Source organism: Ensifer sp. SL37, from assembly GCF_026672675.1.
GTDB lineage: Bacteria > Pseudomonadota > Alphaproteobacteria > Rhizobiales > Rhizobiaceae > Ensifer > Ensifer adhaerens.
Genome location: NZ_JAPPRN010000007.1, coordinates 711,874 through 730,934, shown reverse-complemented (window position 1 = coordinate 730,934; position 19,061 = coordinate 711,874). Strand labels below are relative to the sequence as shown.

The 19,061-nt window shown below is 59.7% G+C and carries 15 protein-coding genes and 2 pseudogenes; 5 read left to right on the top strand and 12 right to left on the bottom strand.

Features of this window, described 5'->3' with window-relative positions:
- The first annotated feature begins 72 nt into the window (after positions 1 to 72).
- The 3 genes and pseudogenes from OVA00_RS35705 to OVA00_RS35695 form a co-directional block, all read left to right on the top strand.
- Positions 73 to 1,370, top strand: a pseudogene (locus OVA00_RS35705) (MFS transporter).
- 21 nt (positions 1,371 to 1,391) lie between these two features.
- A complete protein-coding gene (locus OVA00_RS35700; RefSeq protein WP_268090749.1) occupies positions 1,392 to 2,480 on the top strand; it encodes a tartrate dehydrogenase in 1,089 nt (362 codons plus the stop codon).
- A gap of 16 nt (positions 2,481 to 2,496) precedes the next feature.
- Positions 2,497 to 3,234 (top strand): annotated as a pseudogene (locus OVA00_RS35695) (glycerate kinase type-2 family protein); the annotation flags it as partial.
- Positions 3,235 to 3,544: 310 nt separating this feature from the next.
- Here the strand turns inward: OVA00_RS35695 and OVA00_RS35690 are convergent.
- The 6 genes from OVA00_RS35690 to OVA00_RS35665 all read right to left on the bottom strand — a co-directional run bounded on the left by OVA00_RS35690 (position 3,545) and on the right by OVA00_RS35665 (position 9,783).
- On the bottom strand, positions 3,545 to 4,618 hold the full coding sequence (locus OVA00_RS35690; RefSeq protein WP_034798682.1) for an ABC transporter ATP-binding protein: 1,074 nt from the start codon (positions 4,616 to 4,618) through the stop codon (positions 3,545 to 3,547).
- Positions 4,615 to 5,442 (bottom strand): carbohydrate ABC transporter permease, encoded by an 828-nt coding sequence (locus OVA00_RS35685; RefSeq protein ID WP_034798680.1) that lies wholly within the window; start codon positions 5,440 to 5,442, stop codon positions 4,615 to 4,617. The genes OVA00_RS35690 and OVA00_RS35685 overlap by 4 nt, the downstream gene beginning before the upstream one ends.
- Positions 5,439 to 6,341 (bottom strand): carbohydrate ABC transporter permease, encoded by a 903-nt coding sequence (locus OVA00_RS35680; protein WP_060584395.1) that lies wholly within the window; start codon positions 6,339 to 6,341, stop codon positions 5,439 to 5,441. Before OVA00_RS35680 ends, OVA00_RS35685 begins: the two co-directional genes overlap by 4 nt.
- A gap of 202 nt (positions 6,342 to 6,543) precedes the next feature.
- Positions 6,544 to 7,776 carry an ABC transporter substrate-binding protein gene (locus tag OVA00_RS35675; RefSeq protein WP_268090748.1) on the bottom strand — a complete coding sequence of 411 codons (1,233 nt, stop codon included), beginning with the start codon at positions 7,774 to 7,776 and terminating at the stop codon, positions 6,544 to 6,546.
- Between the two features lie 59 nt (positions 7,777 to 7,835).
- The gene (locus OVA00_RS35670) at positions 7,836 to 8,738 is read right to left on the bottom strand and encodes a sugar phosphate isomerase/epimerase family protein (protein ID WP_268090747.1); all 903 of its coding nucleotides are present in this window, start codon (positions 8,736 to 8,738) and stop codon (positions 7,836 to 7,838) included.
- Positions 8,739 to 8,748: 10 nt separating this feature from the next.
- Complete coding sequence (locus OVA00_RS35665) at positions 8,749 to 9,783, bottom strand: Gfo/Idh/MocA family protein (RefSeq protein ID WP_268090746.1); 1,035 nt, start codon at positions 9,781 to 9,783, stop codon at positions 8,749 to 8,751.
- A gap of 137 nt (positions 9,784 to 9,920) precedes the next feature.
- On the opposite strand from OVA00_RS35665, the gene OVA00_RS35660 reads away from it, so the two are divergent.
- Positions 9,921 to 10,937, top strand: a complete 1,017-nt coding sequence (locus tag OVA00_RS35660) for a LacI family DNA-binding transcriptional regulator (RefSeq protein ID WP_060516773.1) — start codon at positions 9,921 to 9,923, stop codon at positions 10,935 to 10,937.
- On the opposite strand, the gene OVA00_RS35655 is transcribed toward OVA00_RS35660, so the two are convergent.
- From OVA00_RS35655 to OVA00_RS35630, 6 genes are all read right to left on the bottom strand, one after another.
- Positions 10,874 to 12,034 carry a glycoside hydrolase family 88/105 protein gene (locus OVA00_RS35655; protein WP_060609427.1) on the bottom strand — a complete coding sequence of 387 codons (1,161 nt, stop codon included), beginning with the start codon at positions 12,032 to 12,034 and terminating at the stop codon, positions 10,874 to 10,876. The genes OVA00_RS35660 and OVA00_RS35655 overlap by 64 nt on opposite strands.
- 8 nt (positions 12,035 to 12,042) lie before the next feature.
- On the bottom strand, positions 12,043 to 13,596 hold the full coding sequence (pglA, locus tag OVA00_RS35650; protein WP_110819352.1) for a polygalacturonase PglA: 1,554 nt from the start codon (positions 13,594 to 13,596) through the stop codon (positions 12,043 to 12,045).
- A 75-nt stretch (positions 13,597 to 13,671) separates the two neighbouring features.
- The gene (locus OVA00_RS35645; protein ID WP_060584383.1) at positions 13,672 to 14,937 is read right to left on the bottom strand and encodes an ABC transporter substrate-binding protein; all 1,266 of its coding nucleotides are present in this window, start codon (positions 14,935 to 14,937) and stop codon (positions 13,672 to 13,674) included.
- Between the two features lie 39 nt (positions 14,938 to 14,976).
- Complete coding sequence (locus tag OVA00_RS35640) at positions 14,977 to 16,071, bottom strand: ABC transporter ATP-binding protein (protein WP_034798661.1); 1,095 nt, start codon at positions 16,069 to 16,071, stop codon at positions 14,977 to 14,979.
- A gap of 2 nt (positions 16,072 to 16,073) precedes the next feature.
- Positions 16,074 to 16,958 carry a carbohydrate ABC transporter permease gene (locus OVA00_RS35635; RefSeq protein WP_034798658.1) on the bottom strand — a complete coding sequence of 295 codons (885 nt, stop codon included), beginning with the start codon at positions 16,956 to 16,958 and terminating at the stop codon, positions 16,074 to 16,076.
- A 4-nt stretch (positions 16,959 to 16,962) separates the two neighbouring features.
- Complete coding sequence (locus OVA00_RS35630) at positions 16,963 to 17,844, bottom strand: carbohydrate ABC transporter permease (protein ID WP_034798656.1); 882 nt, start codon at positions 17,842 to 17,844, stop codon at positions 16,963 to 16,965.
- A gap of 213 nt (positions 17,845 to 18,057) precedes the next feature.
- Here OVA00_RS35630 and OVA00_RS35625 point away from each other — a divergent pair, with 213 nt between their 5' ends.
- Positions 18,058 to 18,978: a helix-turn-helix domain-containing protein gene (locus tag OVA00_RS35625; RefSeq protein ID WP_090301571.1), complete on the top strand. Its 921-nt coding sequence runs from the start codon at positions 18,058 to 18,060 to the stop codon at positions 18,976 to 18,978.
- Positions 18,979 to 19,061 lie beyond the last annotated feature (83 nt).

Here is a 19,061-nt window from a genome sequence, read left to right as displayed (position 1 = left end):
GGAAAGGAGAAACTAACCTTCTCGACAAGCGCGAGAGGACGCGCCGGGTTCGAACATAGGGAGGAGCTTGTTTTGACGAGCGACCGGGAGACGCGCGTATTGCGCAAAATCACATGGCGCATCGTGCCATTCATCATGGTTCTCTACCTGATCGCGTTCATCGATCGCGTGAACATCGGCTTCGCGTCTTTGACGATGAACCAGGACCTTGGATTTTCATCGACCGTCTTCGGCGTGGGCGCGGGCATCTTTTTCTCGGCTACTTTCTTTTCGAGGTGCCGTCGAACCTCATTCTCCACAAAGTCGGCGCCCGCATCTGGATTGCCCGGGTGATGATTACTTGGGGCCTGGTATCGGGTGCGATGGCGCTGGTCCAAGGCACGACGAGCTTCTACACCCTGCGCTTCTTGCTGGGCGTGGCCGAAGCTGGGTTCTTCCCAGGCATCATTCTTTATCTGAGCTATTGGTTTCCTGCGCGTCGCCGAGCGGCGGTCACCGCGATGTTTATGGCAGCTGCTCCGCTTGCAACAGCCATCGGGTCGCCGATTTCTGGCGCCCTTCTCGAGATGCACGGCATCTGGGGCCTGGCCGGCTGGCAGTGGATGTTCATCATCGAAGCTGTTCCGGCGGTAATCTTCGGTGTGGTCGTATTGTTTTTCCTGACGGACCGACCGGAAAAGGCAAAGTGGCTTACCGACGACGAGCGTGCTTGGCTTGTGAAGACCATGGAGCAGGAACAGGCCGGCAAGGTGAAGGCAAGCCACGGCATCTGGGCAGGGCTCGCTGATGTAAGGGTCCTTGCACTTTCGCTCATCTACTTTGGCACGTCAGCAGGTCTCTACACGCTCGGAATCTGGGCACCACAGATCATCAAGAGCTTTGGCCTTTCGTCTTTCCACGTTGGTTTGATCAATTCCATTCCAGCTGTTTTTGCTGTGATCGGCATGATTGTCTGGGCACGCCATTCCGACAGGACCGGCGAACGCACTTGGCACGTTGTCGGTGCCTGTCTGCTGGCTGCCGCGGGCCTTGTCTTTGCAACCGGTGCGACGACTGTGTTTGCCGTGATGATCGCCCTGACGCTTGTGAACATCGGGATCAGCGCCTCCAAGCCGCCGCTGTGGAGCATGCCGACGATGTTCCTCTCAGGCCCGGCCGCAGCCGCTGGTATCGCCACCATCAATTCATTGGGCAACCTCGGCGGCTTCGTCGGCCCCTCGATGATCGGCTGGATCAAGGACACGACAGGGAGTTTTGCCGGTGGTCTCTACTTCGTCGCGGCACTGCTCGTGATTTCGGCAGTGGTCACTCTGATCCTTGCTCGCGGGGCCTCCCGCGAGGCCACTCGGACGGCTTCCATTCAACATTGAAATCCAGATTGGAGAACAACAATGCGCGAATACAAAATTGCAGCGATGCCGGCCGACGGAATTGGCCCGGAAGTGATCGCAGCGGGTCTTCAGGTCCTTGAGGCGCTGGAGAAGCGTAGCGGCGACTTCAAGATCCACTCCGAAACCTTTGACTGGGGCTCGGATTACTACAAAAAACATGGCGTCATGATGCCGGCCGATGGTTTGGAGACACTCAAGAAGTTCGACGCAATCTACTTTGGTGCGGTTGGTGCGCCGGATGTCCCCGATCACATCACGCTCTGGGGCCTGCGTCTTCCAATCTGCCAGGGCTTTGACCAGTACGCCAACGTCCGACCGACCAAGATACTCCCAGGAATTACTCCGCCGCTGCGCAACTGCGGGCCAGGCGACCTGGACTGGGTCATCGTTCGAGAAAATTCCGAAGGCGAATACTCGGGCCACGGCGGTCGCGCCCACAAGGGGCTGCCGGAGGAAGTTGGCACCGAGGTCGCCATCTTCACACGCGTCGGCGTTACCCGCATTATGCGCTACGCCTTCAAACTCGCCCAGTCGCGGCCGCGCAAGCTCTTGACCGTCGTCACCAAGTCGAACGCGCAGCGGCATGGCATGGTCATGTGGGACGAGATCGCTGCCGAAGTTTCGAAGGAATTCCCGGATGTGACCTGGGACAAGATGCTAGTCGACGCGATGACGGTGCGCATGACGCTGAGGCCGGAAAGTCTTGACACCATTGTAGCGACCAACCTGCATGCCGACATCCTGTCGGATCTCGCCGGCGCCCTTGCTGGTTCCCTCGGCGTCGCACCGACTGCCAATATCGACCCGGAGCGTCGCTTCCCATCAATGTTCGAGCCGATTCACGGCTCAGCTTTCGACATCACCGGCAAGGGCATCGCCAACCCCATCGCCACCTTCTGGACGGCCGCCCAGATGCTCGAACATCTTGGAGAAAAAGACGCTGCGACAAGACTGATGACGGCTGTCGAACGCGTCACCGAGGCAGGCATCCTCACCCCTGATGTCGGCGGCACCGCCACCACACAGCAGGTGACCGATGCCGTTTGCGAGGCGATCGCCGGCTCAAACATCCTCGTTGCTGCCGAATGACCTTTAGCGATACATCCGCCCGCGATGCGCAGTCACGCTCGTGATCTCCGACGTGCCGGGCGACAACTCTTCCGAAATTGCCTCGGGACCCACTGTCTCCAACGAGACGGGCGTTGTCGAGGCTCGCGAAATCGTCGCGCGCTACAAACTCGCTCTTCCACCGGAAGCGATCGCCGTTCTCGACGGTGGCGGCTCCGCGGCGGCGAGCGCCCCGATTAACGCAGAAACGCGGCTGATAGCCTCACCGTCCACAGCCCTGCATGCGGCGGCACAAGTTGCGCAATCTCACGGGATCCGCCCCTTGATCCTTGGCGATGCGCTTGAGGGAGAAGCGAGAGAAGTCGGTACAGTCTTTGCCGGCATCGCGCTCTCCGCGCGCGACAAGGGCTTACCGGTTGCGGGACCAGCCGTGCTCCTGTCGGGCGGAGAAACGTCCGTGTCCTTGCCGAAAGGCTCGACCGGACGTGGCGGCCGCAACACCGAATTCCTGCTGAGCCTTGCGATTGGCTTGAGTGGTGCAAATTCAATCTGGGCAATTGCCGGAGACACAGACGGTATCGACGGTGTCGAGGACGCTGCGGGTGCTTTCGTCACTCCTGACACCCTTACCCGTCTGCAGCAAGTCGGCATTGCTCCGCGCACCGCGCTTTCACAACATGACAGCTACACCGCATTCAAGGCGATTGGCGACCTTGTCGTCACCGGGCCAACACTCACAAACGTCAATGACATACGCGCAATCCTGATCGGATAGAAATCATGCTCCCACGCAGCAACCGCAAGGCCAAGATCGTTGCGACGGTCGGGCCGGCTTCAAATTCGCCCGAAACGCTCAAATCGTTGTTCCTCACCGGCGTCGGACGGACTTTCAAACTGTCATCGTCAGCGGATTCCCGTTCGCGACTGAAGGCAGCACGAATAATCTCCGTGTCGCTCAGATCGGGAAAGCATGATCCTCGAAGCGGGTCGAGCCACCGCTGAGAACCGACGAGTTGGCCGGGAACGCACGGCCGAGGCGTCGGCAGGCTCCTTTTTTGGCGGTGCGCGCCTAGATAGTTTGGGCTTCAATCGGCAAGGCGGCGCTGGGTATCGGCATCGAAAAGATGCATGCTGCCGGGAGCAAAGCTCAGTCCGACCCGGTCGCCTGCTCTTGCGACCGATCGGCCATTGAAGACCACCGACAGCTCGGGCGTGGTTGCCATTGTCAGAAAGCACGTCGCACCGGTCGATTCGATCATTGCCACTGGTGCTGAGAGAATGCCCTCATCGGCTGCCGCAAGTTCGATATGCTCCGGACGCAAGCCGACGCTCAAGGCCTGTCCTGGCTGCACCGTCCGGTTAAGGGCGATCGTTTGTTTGGTACCGACATCGAGGATGATCGAGCGTCCGTCCGGACCGCCGACCGCGGGCAGGAAATTCATGGCAGGAGATCCAATGAAGCCGGCCACGAACTTGTTAGCCGGCCGGTCATAAAGCTCAAGCGGACTGCCCTGTTGTTCGATGACGCCGTCACGCATGATGACGACATGGTCCGCCATTGTCATCGCTTCCACCTGATCGTGCGTGACATAGACCGACGTGGCGCCCAGCCGATCGTGCAGCGCGCGGATTTCTTTGCGCATATGAACGCGAAGTGCGGCATCAAGATTGGAGAGCGGCTCGTCGAACAGGAACGCCTTTGGGTGCCGGATAATCGCCCGGCTCATCGCTACGCGTTGCCGCTGACCCCCGGAAAGCTCGCGCGGGTAGCGCGCCAGGAGATGCGTGAGCCCGGTGACGGCGGCAACTTCATGTGCCGCCTTCTTGCGTTCGGCCTTGGCAACGCCCCTGATGCGTAGGCTATAAGTCAGGTTTTCCTCAACCGTCATGTGCGGATAGAGCGCGTAGGACTGGAACACCATCGCCACATCGCGCTTGCGCGGCGGCACTGCATTCATCACCTCGCCAGCGATCTTGAGCGTACCGGACGATATGCTCTCCAGGCCCGCCAGAGACCGCAACAACGTCGACTTCCCGCAACCTGACGGACCGACGAGAGCTGTAAAGCTGCCTTTGCGGATCGAAAGCTCGATGTCCTTCAGCGCATGGTAGGCACCATAATACTTGTTGACGTTCCTTAGTTCGATCTGGGCATTCATTTGAGCGCTCCCGAGGTAAGACCAGAGACGATGCGGCGTTGCAGGAGGACGAAAATGGCGAGGATCGGCGTCACGTAGATCGCCGCGTAGGCCATGATATTGTTCCATTCATTGGTGTTTGGCCCCATGAAGGAGTTCAACCCCACGCTTGCCGGTTGCAGCTCGACGGCCTGGATCATCGATTTCGAATAGACGAACTCGCCAAAGGCCTGCATGAAAATCAGGATCGCACTGACGAGGATGCCGTTGCGTGCGAGCGGCAGGACGATATTGAAGAATGCGCCGACCCTGGAGTTGCCGTCGACAAGGGCTGCTTCCTCCAGTTCCTGTGGCACGCTCATGAAGGTCGCGCGCACCAGGACGACGAAGAACGGCATGCTCTTGGCCGCAATCGCCAGGATGACGGCAAGCCGCGGATAGTTGAGCAACCCAACTTGCGAAAAGCCCACGAAAATCGGCGTAACCATCAGCGACGCCGGAAGGACCTGCAACATGAGGATGAGGAAGAGCCCGATATCGATCCAGATGTTGCGATAGCGCGCCAGCACGTAGGCGCAGCCAACACCAAGCACGGTGATGACGCTGACCGCTCCGCAGGCGATGACCAAGGAGTTCCAGATGTACCGGCCCATGTTCCGGCTCTGCCACACGTTGCCGAAGATTTGCCACTGGGGATCGCTCGGCCAGAAGGTCGGCGGAGTGGCAAACATCTCCGACCCCGATTTGATCGTGGTGATGTACATCCAGTAGAGTGGGAACAGATAAAGGCCGGCGAGAATGATCGCGATTGCGAGAAGCAGGCGATCCCGGGATACATTGCTCATCCGCGCACCTCATGCCGTGTCGAACGCACGTAGACGACAGAAGCGATCATCACAAAGACGATCATGATCACCGAGATCGTCGCGCCCTTGGCGAAATCGTACTGCCGGAAAGACAGATCCCAGGCCCAGTATTGCGTGACGTTGGAGGCATTGTTCGGCCCTCCGGAGGTGATCGAGGCGAAAAGATCGAACTGCTGCAGCGTGAAAATGAGCCCGAGCGCGATGATGGCCCCTATGGACGAGCGCATCATCGGCAGCGTGATCGTCCAGAAGCGTTGCCAGACATTGGCACCATCCAATTCGGACGCCTCATAAAGGTCCCGCGGAATGGCCGACAGACCGACGGACATTAGGATCATGTTGAAGGAGGTACCGAGCCAGATATTCGCGATTATGACGGCCCAGAGCGAGTAACCGGGATCCGAGCGCCAGAAGATATTGCTGTCGATGAGGCCCGTTTCCCTCAGTATGAAGTTGAGCACGCCAAAATCACCCGACAGGATCCAATTCCAGATCGCGCCAACCACGAGGCCAGGCATCACCCAGGAAACCAGAAACAGACCCCGCACCCACGAGGCGCCTGGAAAATTTGTCCAAAAGAACAGCGCCAGTCCAAAGCCGACGAGGAACTGACCGGCGATCGAGGCGACGACGAAAGTCGCGGTATTGGCCAGGATCGGCCAGGTTTCCGGCTGGGCGAAGAGATCGCGGTAGTTCTTGAGACCGACGAACGGGCGCCAGAAGCTGCCGAGGCTGAACATGTCCACCTCCTGGAAGCTCATGGCGATGTTGTAGAGCAGTGGCAGGCCGGACAGGGTTAGCAGGAAGGCGAGCGGCAGGCTCACGAGGCCGATATCGAAGCCGCGGCCGTCGATGATGCTGGATAGAAGGCGTTTCATGAGCTCCTCCGCCGCCAAGGCCTCAGCGCATTTGGGCTGACGCAGCTTGGCCTGCAAACTAGACAACCAGAACCACGCCGGCATAGCCGGCATGGTTTTTGCGGGTTTCCGTCCCAGCGCCTCAATGCGATCGAGCGCTTGCGGAAGGCGGCCCGGCTCTCCGGTTCAGGCGGGATGCCTCTGGGCCGCCTTGGCCAAGACTTTAGCCCAGGACTGCCTTTATCTTTTCAGCAGCCTGGTCGAGTGCTTCCTTCGAGCTCATCTGTCCCGTCAACGCTGCCTGGATTGCATCCTGGATTGCCTTTGAGATCTTCGGCCATTCCGGGTGCGGGCCGCGCGGCTTTGCGTATTTCAACTGCTCATTGAAGACCTTAAGGGCCGCGTCCTTGAGCGGCACGCCAGTCTCCGGAATAGCGATGTCGGAACGGGCGGGAAGCTGGCCGAAGTCCTTGAACATGCGATCGTCCTGCGAGACGAAGTACTCGAGCACCTTGAACGCTTCGGCAGGGTGTTGCGTGTTGGAGAATATCGCCCAGTTGAAATCGCCCATGGCCGACGAACGCTCCGCACCGAGCTCAGGCACGGGCAACAGAGCGACACCCCAGTCGAACTTCGCCTCCTTGACCATCCGGTCGAGCTCCCACGGGCCGGAGATGACCATGGCGGCGTTGCCGGAGTTGAAGGTACCGGTCGAATCCCACTGTCCGCGGGTGAGCGTGTCCGGCGACGCCAGCTTCTCCGTAATGATGGTCTTCCAGATGTCGAGCGCCTTGACGGCGCCATCCGAATTGATGTGCTCGTAGCCACCACCGGCCATTTGGGCCCAGGGGAGAAACTGGAAGGTCCCCTCCTCGTTCGCCTTAGCTGAAAACGCGATCCCATAAACGTTGGCCGCAGGGTCCGTCAGCTTGCGAGCCGCATCGACGAGTTCGTCCCAGGTTTGCGGCGGCTTGGAAGGATCGAGGCCCTTCGTCTTGAACATGACCTTGTTGTAGTAGAGCGCAATCGTGTTGGTGGCCTTGGGAAGACCGTAATTCTTGCCATCCCACATGGTGGAGGCGAGCGGGCCAGGGAAATAGGTCGACGTCTTGACCACCGTCGACTTGGCGATCATATCGGTGAGATCGAGGAACGCGCCGCGCGACGAAAAAAGCGCATGCTCAGGATTGTCGATAGCGATGATATCGGGTGCCTGCCCGGTCGAATAGGCGCGCATCGCCTCGCTGACGACGTCGTCAAACTGGATCTGGCGGTACTCGACCTTGATGCCAGTGTTCAGCTTGTTGAAGTCCGAAACCAAGTTCGGTGCGGGTTGAATATCGCGATCGAGCGACCAGACGCTGATCGTGACATCCTCCGCCTTGGCGGTGAGGCCGAATAGAGAGACACCTGCAAGGGCGAGCGCGCCCAGGATTGCGGATCCGCGGATAGCCATTTTCTCCTCCTTTGATTATCCCCGAGCCGGCATCCTCCATGCCGGCCAACATGCACGTCTCAGACCGGATCGATGACGAAGTCGCCGCCCCGGCACGTTTTGAGGTAATTCAGGCCGTGAACCTGGCCGGTCATCTCCAGATCGTCGCGATAGACCGGGTCATGCCAGCCTTCGATATCGATCGAGCCGGACCAACCAGCCAACCGAAGTTCGGAGATCACGTCGGTCCAGTTCGTGTCGCCAAAGCCGGGCGTACGCATGAAGACGAATTTCTCTTTGCCGAAGATCCCGTGTTCACGGATGACGTCCCAGCGGATGGTCGCGTCCTTGCCGTGCACGTGGAAGATCTTGCTTGCCCATTTGCGGATCTGCGGCAGCGGATCGATCAGATAGACCATTTGATGGCATGGCTCCCATTCGAGCCCGATGTGGTCGTCTGGCGTCTCGTTGAAGATCAGTTCCCAGGCATCCGGATTATGCGCGATGTTCCAATCGCCGGTATGCCAGTTGCCGTCCATGGCACAGTTCTCGAATGCAATCCTTACGCCCTTGTCGGCGGCACGTTTCGACAGCTCGGACCAGATTTTCCTGTAACGCGGCAGGCTGTCGGTCAAAGGCTTGCCGCGAAGGCGGCCGGTGAACCCGGCAACGCAGGTCGCGCCGAAGTGGTGGGCATTGTCGATGCAGTCTCGCCAGCCCTGCAAGGTCTCTTCGTCGATCGCGGTCGTCTCCAACGGATTGCCGAACATGCCGATCGTGGAGATGGTGATGTCACGATCGCCGACCGCCGCCACGCAACGCTTGCCGAGGTCGGCGAGGTCCTGGCTATTCGTCGTTTGCCAGAAGAAGGGCTCGAAACTCTCGAAGCCCATGCCCGCGATCTGGGCGATACGCCTGTCGGCACCGCCCTTCGTGGCAGAGATCATCGTGCCAATACGGATGGATTTGCTTGGGTTGATCAAAATAGGCTCCCTAGGCTGCAATGGTGACGCGTTTGCCATCCCGCGCGCTGTCGATCGCGCCGAAGACCATGGCAAGGCTCTTGATGTTGTCGCTGCCGTCGGTTTCCGGCACAGCTCCCGCGTCGATCGCGCGGATGAAATTCTCGATCACGCTGGCATGCCCGTTCGTATCGGCGAGATCTTCGGTATCGGGCATCGCAACCGGTTCAACGGTGCGCATGAAGCCCTCCTGACCCGTAACGACTTTGGCGTCAAAGCGATCGCCGCCATCCCAAAGCAAGGTGCCCTTCGAACCGGTGATGCGCCACGCGCTCTCCCAACTGGTGTTGGCACCCTCAGCGCACCAGGAACCGCGATAGGTGAAGGCGACATTGTCGGAGAACTCGAAGATCGCATTGGCGGCCGCGCCATGGCGATACCAGGAGCCCTTGGGATTGTATTCGTGGCAATAGACCGCGAGCGGGTCCTTGCCCGACATGAAGCGCGCTGCATCGAAGGTGTGGATGGCCATGTCGAGCAGCAAGACATTGTCCATCTGCTCGCGAAATCCTCCGAAATGCGGGCCGAGGAAGAAGTCGCAATGCAACGCCGTCAGCTCACCGAGAACGAGCGACTCGATGAGGCGGCGTATGCGCCGAACACCGCTGATGAAGCGACGGTTTTGAACGATCGCATGGATCCGCGAGGCCGCTGCAGCAAGTCGACGCAATTCGCGTGCCTCGCCGAGCGAGGCGGCCATGGGCTTCTCACTCAAAACGTGGCAACCATGCGCAAGTCCGGCGGCCACCACCGCACGACGTGCGGCCGGAACGACGATGTCGAACAAAAGATCTGCGCGGCTCTCGCGAAGCACGGTCGGCAGGTCCGTTCCGATAACGATGCCGCCAAGGTTAAATTCGGTAGCGAGCGCCTCAGCAGTCGCCTGGTCGAGATCGACGAGGCCAACAATCTCGACTTTCGCGCGAAGAAGTTCGCTCTCCGTCAGCGCCCTCAGCCAGCCTTTGGCCATAGCTCCGCACCCGCACAAAACGGCCCTGTATCGCACGTGATTTCCTCCAAGAAACGGAAGCAGCAACTCCTCAATTGGCTTCCGTAAACGTTTACGATACTATGCGGCAAAGGGTTTTTATGTCAAGAGGTGTGAAAATGACCAGTCGCGGGTCTGGGGAGGAACGCGGAAAAATGAAGGGGATTCGCGAGCTTGCAGAACACCTCGATATCTCGATCGGGACAGTATCCCGGGCGCTGAACGGTAAGCCCGACGTCAACGAAGAGACCAGAAAAAGGGTGCTCGAAGCAGCCGAGTCCCTTGGTTATGTCGCCAACCAATCGGGCCGTGCGCTCCGCAAGGGCGCGACCGGCGTCATCGGCTTCATGATGCAGACCGGCTCCGAAATCACCGGCCAGGGGGACACATTCTTCATGAGCGTCTTCGACGGTGTCCAGACCGTCTTTGCTCGTCACAAGCTCGACCTCGTCGCCCTGCTCTGCTCCTCTGAGGAGGATCCGAACGACTACTTGAAGCGCGTTGTCGCGCGCGGTTTTGCCGACGGCATCATCCTTTCGGCAACAAGGCGACACGATGCCCGCTTCGAGCTGTTGTCCAAACGCAAGATCCCGTTCATCACGCTCGGACGTAGCCTGACAGATGTCGGTCAACCCTGGCTTGATCTGGATTTCGAGGGCATGGCTGAGGCATCGATCGATCGGCTGGTTGCGCACGGCCACAAGCAAATAGCGATCACGCGGCCGCATGACGACATGAACCTGGGCTATGTGTTTGAAGATCAGTGCCGCGCGACCCTGGCCCGACATGGGCTTCACCTCGACGAGCGTCATGTGTTCCGCTCAACCCCGAACGAAGCGGGAGGGTATCAAATCGCCCGGGAACTGAGTGCGCTTGAGACCCGTCCGACGGCGATTGTGCTCATCAACGAAGCAATCACTGTCGGCCTTTATCGCGGACTGGTGGAAGCCAGCATAAAGCCCGGACGGGACATGGCGATCATCGGTCGTCAAAGTCCGCATTCGCAATTCCTGTCGCCCCGATTGACGGCTTTCAGCCTGTCCCTACGCGATCTTGGCATAGCACTTGCCGAATCCCTGCTTGGTACGATGCCGGCTTTTGCCGACATTTACCCGGTGAGATCTGCGCGGTTCCTCTGGCCCATGACGCTCGTCCCGGGTGAGAGCGACTGATCGACACGTTTGCTGACACTTTCGGCGAAGGCCATCATCAGCGGACCGACGCCCTTGGGATCGTCGCTCACCAGCCGTTCTGCGAGGTAGTAGCCGGGCGTACCGTCCCTGTACGTGCCTTCGAAGCCTCCGAGACCTGCAACGCAGACGATCGTCGTCAGCCTGGTTATGCCCTGGGCGTCGGCAATGAGCCGCATAGAGAGCAGAGCGTCGAGTGCGCGGCGGCCGGCCGCGATTGTCTCTGACGCTCGATCAGGTTCGACGAGCCCAAGGCGTGCGGCGCGGATCAGCGCATAGGCAAACATGGCGGAGGCCGAGCTTTCCTCGTAGTTGCCTTCGAGGTTCGGTGCGTCAAGCACCTGCATCCAGAGGCCAGACGATGTCTGCCGCGCCATGAGTTCCCCCAAAAGCTGGCGTGCCCTCAGCCGATGAGGACCGGAGATTTCGTCATCAGGTAGAAGCGCCAGCGCATCCACGAGCGCCATCGCCAGCCAGCCAACAGCGCGTGCCCACACGGCAGGCGATTTGCCTGTCTCCGGATCGGACCACAGCTGTTTTCGGCTGTCGTCGTAACCATGAACATAGAGGCCGGCCGGGGTCGCCGTTAGCGAAAGCGCCGTCGAAAATTGCCGAAGGGCGTCAGTAACAAGCGCCGGCCTATCCGTGGCCAGCGCATATTCGATTTGAAACGGCAGGCCCATATAGAGCCCATCGAGCCAGACCTGGTGTGGGTAGCGCTTCTTGTGCCAGTAGTTGCCTTGGGGGATGCGCGGATGGCTTTCGAGTTGACCAGCCAGATGTTCTGCCGCCGCGAGATAGCGGGCGTCGCCGGTATCCCTGGCCAAGGCAAAGAGCGATCGTCCGGCGAGAATGTGGTCGATATTGTATTCTGTGGGATCGTAGCCGAGGAGTGAGCCATCGGGCCCGATTTGCCGATCGGCCAGCCGGTGAAGATGGTTCATCCAACGTTTCTCGCCCGTCGCCTGAAACAGCAGCTGAAGGCCTCGGTAGAGGCAGCCGTCTTCGTAACACCAGCTCCCGCCCTTGTAGGGACTGTAGCGATGCGCGAACTGGTCGAAATAGTCGGTCGGGTTCATGGGATCTCTCACTCGAAGTGCGTTGATATCGCGGCGGTGCTCAGGAGCGCCGGCTCGTCGCAATCGACGTCCGCTTGTTCCGAGACGATCGTTTCATGCCGCATCGGTCGGATCCCGTCAGCCATGACAGGAGGAGCGGCTGTGGCCTCGTAGTTGAAGGAGACGATCTTGAGCCGACGAATTTTGATGTTGCGGATTGGGGCCTCCGGCAGGCCAAGGAAGGTACCGGCGACATGGGCCAACTTCCGGATCTCGACATCCTCAATCGTGACGCCGTCGATGAAAGGCGTGCCCACATCGACTGGAGCCGGCTGGCGGGATTGCACCCAGGCGTCGTGGCCGTCGGCATCGCAATGGTAGTGTGCGTTGGCAGAAAGCGCGGTCTCGACGCCGTCCATAAGAACGCTGCGCATAGCGATATCGGTGATCGCTCCACCACGCCCGCGCCGCGTCTTAAGGCGCAGGCCGCGATCTGTACCGACCATGGCGCAATTCTCGATCGAAACGTCGTGCACGCCGCCAGACATTTCCGAACCAATGACGAGCCCCCCGTGGCCACGCTCCATCAAGCAGTGGCTCACCCGCACGCCACGCGTTTCGCTCAGATGGTCATCCTCACCATTTGGGCCGCGTTTGCCGGCCTTCACGGCGATGCAATCATCCCCGACGGAAAAGCGCACGCCGGTGATTGTCACGTCGCGACAACTTTCAGGATTGAAACCATCGGTATTTGGGCTGTCGAACGGAGCGGAAATGAATAGTCCTGCCGCCGTCAATTGCCTGCAGCCCTGCGGGTGGATCGTCCAGGAGGGCGCATTGCGGATGGCAAAGCCAAGGAGCTGCACATTTGAGCAGGAAACGAGATGAAGGCCGCGCGGGCGGCGTGCACCGTCACGCGTTTCTTTCGGCCAGGTCCACCAGTCGCCCCTATCGCCGGAACCGTCGAGCGTGCCCTGCCCCTCGATTGTCAGCTCTTTCACGCCAACGGCATGGAGCGGAGCTGCGAAACAGTCGGCCGGAAGGCCTTCCCAGCTCCCCAACATCCGGCCGGACGCGTCACGGGCGGGCAGGATGGGCCATCCGCGCCGCACCGACGGCGCTCGCAAGACCGCCCCTTGGGAAAGGTGGAAAGTCATGTGGCTCTTGAGTTTGACCGGAAATGCCGTCCAGACCCCAGCCGGCACCCTCAACGTACCGCCCACCGGAACCGCAGCAACGGCCTCTCTCAAAGCAGCCGCATTCCGGCGGGCACCGTCGAAATCCTCGGGAAGAACATCAAGGACAAGACCAAACTCGGCGGCGTCGACGAGCCCCGCGCAGGACGGGGTGTCAAACTCGACCGCTTCAAACCCTTCCGCTTCGAAGCAGTAACGTGCGCGAGGTTGAAGCTCGTGCAGCAGAGGCACAGCAAGGGAGGTCTCTCCCTGCCGCATCTGATTGTCCCCGTCGGACGAGGAAAGGCGCCACTTCGCTGTCGCCGGCAGGTGGTATAGTGCTCCGCGTGCCGGCAGGCAAAACGCCGCCGTTCGCGCCGACAGCGCGATGATGGATGGTCGGGTCATGATCTCTCTCGTGTAGGCTTCCCGCAGGGCGCAGGGACGCCCGCCGCGACAAGCAACGGCGGGCAGTCTTAGCGATCAGTCAAACTTGGCGAGAACGTCGTTCACCGTATCGATGATCTGTTCTGCCGCCTCCTTGGCATCGAGCTGCCCGTAGGCGTATTCCTCGAGCGTATCGATGAAGGCGGCGCGGATCTCTGGGTGTTCATTGAACGGCGAAACCGTCGGCCCGCCGGCGGCCAGCACGATGGCATTGGCGGCGCGCACCTCGGGCTCGCCCTTTTCACCAAGGCGAGCGGCAGCGGCCTTCGACGCCGGCAGGCCGCGAGAGGTACCGAGTGCATCGATCCCTTCCGGCTCGTTCAACAGGCAGTTGACGATTTGCGCCGCAGCCGCTGGGTCCTTCGAATTCTTCGAGATCGAGAACACCATGGAGGGCTTGCGATAGACGCCGTCCGTTACCGCATCAGCAAGCTTGAGCATCGGCACGGGCGTCAACACCTGACCGTCCTTCAACGGATCGGCATACTTGGAATAGGTCGAATCCCATTCATAGGAACCGGCGACCTTCCCCTCGGCCCAGGAGGGTTTCTCGAACAGATTGACGTTGCCGTCGGCGGCCTCTTCTTTCTGGGAGCGAATGGCGCCGGTCTCGACCAGCTTGCCGAGGAAGGAAATGCCTTCAGCCAGCTCCTCAGGTGTCCAGGCAACACGGTTGGTCTCAGGATCGACGAGATCCTTTCCGGTCTTCTGGACGACGGCCAATGTCGTTAGAAGTTGCGCGGTCTCCTTGACGGCGTTGAAGGTGTAATAGTCCTTGCCAAGCTTCTCCTTAATCGTTGCCGTCGTAGCGAAGAACTCATCCCAGGTTTTCGGGATAGGCACCCCGGCCTTCTCGAAGGTCGTGGCGTTGAAGAAGAAGACGCGGCCGGTGGTCGAGACGGAAAGCCCCTGCAAGACGCCGTTCATTGAGCCCGCCGCGAGATCGGCTTCGCTCCAGTTGGAAAGATCGATCGCCTGGAGGGTCCGCAGGTCCGCAAAACCGTCACCATTTTTCGAAAACAGCGGCAGCCACGGCCAATTGACCTGCACGATATCGGCCTCGGTCTTGCCGGCCATTTGGGTCGTCAACTTTTCGAGGTAGCCGTCAAAACCAGTGAACTCGCCTTTGACGGTATGGCCATATTTTTCACCGCAAGCTGCGATCGCCTTCTGGGTGGCAACGTGGCGGCTCTCGCCGCCCCACCACGCCATGCGTAGCTCAGCGGCGTGCGCTGCCGTGGCGAGCGCGAGAGCGCCATATGCAACGCTGGCGAGCGCAGCGATCTTTACTGTCATTCTCATTGGTTTCTCCTCCTTGAAATTGAACGACGCATCGCCTCCTCAAAGCGACACGTTGCGGCCATCGGTCTTGTCGAAAACATGAAGCTTTCTGGGGTCCGGGCGCAGCCGGATCAGATCGGAGCGGCCAAGAGCCTCGAATTCGGCGGCGCCCACTACACTCACCAGCTTTCGACCCTCGAGATCGGCGTGAAGGTAGACTTCATGGCCCATGAACTCGGCATTCGTGAGTTTCGCTGTGAACGCAGGGCCGTCGGTGGCGAGTGAGAGGTGCTGCGGGCGCATGCCGAGCACCGCCTCTGCCGGCCTCGCCGAGAGCCTTGCTTGAAGGTTGGAGCCGAGCGGCAGGCGCTGGGTCCCGATAGAAAGATGCCCGTCGACAAGTTCGGCATCGACAAGGTTCATCTCGGGGCTGCCGATGAAGCCAGCGACAAAAAGGTTCGCCGGGCGATTGTAGAGCTCCTTCGGCGCGGCGACCTGCATGATGTGGCCCGCCTGCATGACGCAGATGCGGTCGCCCATCGTCATCGCCTCGGTCTGGTCATGTGTCACGTAAATGACCGTTGAGGATAAGCCTTCGGCCTTGAGCTGGCGGTGCAGGTCGGTGATGCGGACACGCATCGAGGCACGCAGCTTGGCGTCGAGGTTGGACAGCGGCTCGTCGAACAGGAAGACGCCGGGCTTCTTGATCAATGCACGCCCGAGCGCCACGCGCTGGGCCTGGCCGCCGGAGAGCTGCTTCGGCAACCGATCGAGCAACGGCTCGATTTCAAGGATCTTGGCTACGTGAGCGATAGCCGCGTCGATCTCCGCCTTCGGCTTGCCGGCAATCTTCAACCCGAAGGCCAGATTGCCGCGCACTTTCATGTGCGGGTACAGTGCATAGTTCTGGAACACCATTGCGATGGAGCGTTTGCCGGGCGGCAGGTCGTTAACCCGCTGGTCGCCGATCACGACCTCGCCTCCCGAAATCTCCTCGAGCCCCGCGACCATGCGCAATGTGGTGGACTTGGCGCAGCCAGAGGGACCGACGAAGACCATGAACTCGCCATCCTCGATATCGAGATTGATCCCGTGCACGGCCTTGAATGCGTTGCCATAGACCTTTTCGAGGTTCTTCAATTGGACCTTAGCCATGTTCAGCCTTTGACTCCCCCAGAGGAGATCCCTTCAATGAAGTACCGTTGCGCAGCGAAGAAGACGACCAAGGCAGGCGTGATCGTCAGCACCGACATTGCGAGAATGCGGTTCCATTCGAAGGCTTCGGTGGTGTCGATGGAAAGTTTGAGCGCGAGGCTCACGGGATATTTGTCGACCGATGACAGGTAAATCAGCGGTCCCAGGAAGTCGTTCATGGTCCACATGAACTGAAACAGGCAGACAGAGATCAGCGCCGGCGCGAGCATCGGCACGACGATGTAGACCAGCGTCTGGAGACTGTTTGCGCCGTCAACACGAGCGGCCTCTTCCATATCCGCCGGAAGCGAGCGCAGGAACTGCACCAGCATGAAGACGAAGAAGGCATCGCCCGCAAAGGCGGAAGGTACCCAGAGCGGCAGGAACGTGTCGAGCCAGCCGAGATCGCGAAAGAGAATATACTGCGGAATGCGGGTTACAACATTTGGCAGAAGCAGGATGGCAATGACCGAACCGAAGAGGATCTTCTTCAGCGGAAAGTCGAACCTTGCGAAGGCATAAGCCGCCATCGTGCATGAGATCGCCGTACCGATGACCTTCGGCAGAATGATCAGGAAGGAATTCCAGAAGAACCGGCCGAACGTATAGGGCGTCGACGTCTGCCAGCCCTTTACATAGCCGTCAGCCGTCGGATTTGCCGGCATGAAACCAGCACCAGAAAAGATCTCCGAATTCGTCTTGAAACTCGCGCCTACCAGCCAGATCAGCGGGTAGAGCATGACGAACCCAACGGAAAACAGAAGCACATAGCGAACCGCCGTGGAGATCAGGCGGACCCTTGCCCTGCGTGCAGCCACGCGATCGTTGAGAGCTTGAAACTCGGTCATCTCGTCAGCTCCTCTTGTCGCCGGCGTAATAGACCCACTTCTTGGAGGACCAGAAGGCAACAAGGGTCAGCACAGTGATGATGGCGAAGAGCACCCAGGCGATAGACGAGGCGTAGCCCATGTTGAACTTCTTGAAAGCCTCGTCATAAATGTAGAGCGGCAGTAGATAGGTCGCCTTGAGTGGACCGCCCTGGGTGATGATGTAAGGGCCGTTAAACTCCTGGAACGCCTGAACCATCTGCATGATCAAGTTGAAGAAAATAACCGGCGTTAGCAGCGGTAGGGTGATCCAGAAGAAGGTGCGCACTTTGCCGGCGCCGTCGATGGCGGCCGCTTCATAAAGTGACTTGTCGATCGATTGAAGGGCGGCAAGAAAGATCACCATGGCCGAGCCGAACTGCCAGCAGCGCAGCAGCGTGATGGTGAAAAGCGCATTCACGGGATCGCCGAACCAATCGACGGGCGCGATACCAAGGGTCGAAAGCGCCATGTTCGCAAGGCCCTGCGAAGCGAAGACATAACGCCACAAAACGGCAATCGCGATCGACCCCCCAAGGATTGAAGGCACATAGAACGCCGTTCGAAAAAGACCGATGAATTTCAACCTGTGGTTTAGAATTGCAGCGATGAAGAGCGCAAAGGCGAGCTTCAAAGGCACGGTAATGAACACGTAAAGCAGCGTTACGTTCAGCGACTTGATGAAAGTCCGGTCGCGGGTAAACAGCCGCTCGTAGTTGGCGACACCTGTCCAGCGCGGCTCGCTCATCAAGTCGTAGCTCGTGAAGCTGAGATAGAATGAGCCGATGAACGGAATGGCCGTGAAGATCAAGAGGCCGATAATGTAGGGCGCCAGATAGCCAAGCCCTAAAAGACGATGCCCTTTCATGCCGGCCCTCCCGGACGGCACTGCAGAGCGGCCATTTTAGATACGGTTTCGTACAAATTGCGCTCCCGGAACGGCGCAGACAGGCGCAGGCTGTAGCCTCCTTCCCGTCCGCTGACCGATCTCCTCCCAGTTCGATGCGGTGCGTGCATGCATTTCTGCGATGACACTCACGTATTTTTGTCACAGAATGAATTCACAAAGGCGAGGAAAAAGATGGACGAAATTGAAGGTGGAATTCTCTCAGCTATTCCACCGGCGGCGCTGACGCTTAATCTGACCCGCGCTGCTATCCGGATGGAGCATTCGCAGACTTGGCGCATCGACAAGTCGAACCCGGTCGACGACCTCGTCATCTGCCTTGAAGGGCGCGGCCACTATCTGGTCGACGGCGAGCCACGCGTGATGGAGCCGGGTGATGCCATGCTGATTTCGCGCGGCCAGCGCTTCATCGGATGGAGCGAGGGACCGGAGACGTATCTTGGCCTCGCCCAGCATTTCACTCTTGATATTTACGGCCGCCACAACCTGGTCGAGCAGATGGATTTGGTGCCGAAGTTGAGACTGGCGCGGTGGGGGTTGCTTGAGCCGTTGGCGCGCCACTATCGTCAAAGCGCGCCGCCCTCTTCCGTGACGCTTGGCCAGCACCACCTGTTCATGGTTCTGTTGATCGCTTTCATCGAGGATGCGTTCATCGGGTGGCGAGACCATGCCACCTACCAGCCCGAGGGGGCAGACGCGATCGATCTCGCTGTCATGAAGGCCGCAACGATGATCTCCGCCAATCCGCTCGACCCGGATATTGCGACGAAAGCGGTTGAGGCATCACCCTACAATCGCGATTATTTCCTGCGGGAATTCCAAAAGCGCGTGGCGCGCACGCCGCGCAAGTACCAGGAACTGAAACGCATGGAGCGGGCGATGCACTTTCTCGAAGCAGGGCTTTCGGTTTCCTCTGCGGCCGCGGAAGTCGGCTATCCCGACCCCTACTACTTCTCACGCATGTTCAAGCGAACTCTGGGTATCAGTCCACGCGATCACATGAAAAGGGTTCGCCAAAGCCGAGATGGCGGCCTCATGCACCTCGACGAGCGCGAACAGGCCCTGGTACTTGCCGACGGGCTTGCGGCCGACTAGCTCGAAGTGTGTTGGCGCTAAGCCGGACAGACAAGCACCCATGTGTCTCGCCGCGATGATGTGGGAGAACATACCCGGCAATT